This window comes from Alkanindiges illinoisensis, assembly GCF_004377485.1.
Taxonomy (GTDB): domain Bacteria; phylum Pseudomonadota; class Gammaproteobacteria; order Pseudomonadales; family Moraxellaceae; genus Alkanindiges; species Alkanindiges illinoisensis_A.
Map to the genome: position 1 here is coordinate 1 of NZ_SNTY01000082.1, position 898 is coordinate 898.

1 protein-coding gene is annotated in these 898 nt (G+C 38.1%); it reads right to left on the reverse strand.

All coding sequences use genetic code 11. The features are described from left to right. Positions 1-898 (reverse strand): pyocin knob domain-containing protein (locus tag E2B99_RS14675; RefSeq protein WP_240687843.1); only part of this gene is annotated, 898 nt, incomplete at both ends.

The window sequence follows — 898 nt, forward strand, 5'->3', positions numbered from 1 at the left end:
ATGCGTTCTCACCTGACAAACCATCGTCTCTAAATACCTGTCTTATCCAATTTTGCTCACGTTCATCAGCAATATTCTTACTTTTAATAATATTTGATGCTTCTACATCTCGACTAAATACAGTCTTATTAAAAGTTGCCCCATTGTAAGTGCCTTCATAAATTTCCGAAGTAGGCGCTTCATCAGTAACGGATACATATAAAACCAAATACTGTGCGTCGGGTGCTGATGTAAATGTAAAGTAAACCAAATCACCATCATTGTTATGCCCATCGGCTTCACCTTTAACCAATACCCCCAAAGTTCCTTCCTGTGGTAATGTGGAAAATGTAGCCAATCTAAATCTTGATGATGCATTTTTTACAACAGTGTAAGGCGTGCTTGGGTCAATTTTAACAACCACTGATCGAGATCCAGGGGTCGGGCTAGCAATTTGGTATTTTGCTTGACCAGCTACAATTGCAAAGTCTGTTGGCGAGTATTGCGCAAATGTTTTATGGTTGAATGATAATCCAACACGGCCATAAATTAAGTCTGTGTTCTTATCAAATTCGCTTCTGAAATTTACTGAAGTGACCAACTCTGACCAAGCGCTCCATGCTTCCGAAACAAAGTGTCGGATGTATCGTTTGTTAGATGCACTCACATATTCTTGGCTTAGATTAGTATCATTCACAAGACTCACAACCAAGTATCCTGAACGGTACTCTGGCAGGTTTAAAATTGTGTTTGAGATGGCAGTTGAGCTAACTTGATAAGTACCTTGCGTCTTCAAATCGTTTGCATTGATATTTTGTTTAATTGCAATTGGCTTAACTAAAAATCTTTCTAAGTCTTTTTCAGATGTTAATTTAATCCAGTTCTCAAAAACACCACTCGTAGTTGCTCGAAAATAGAT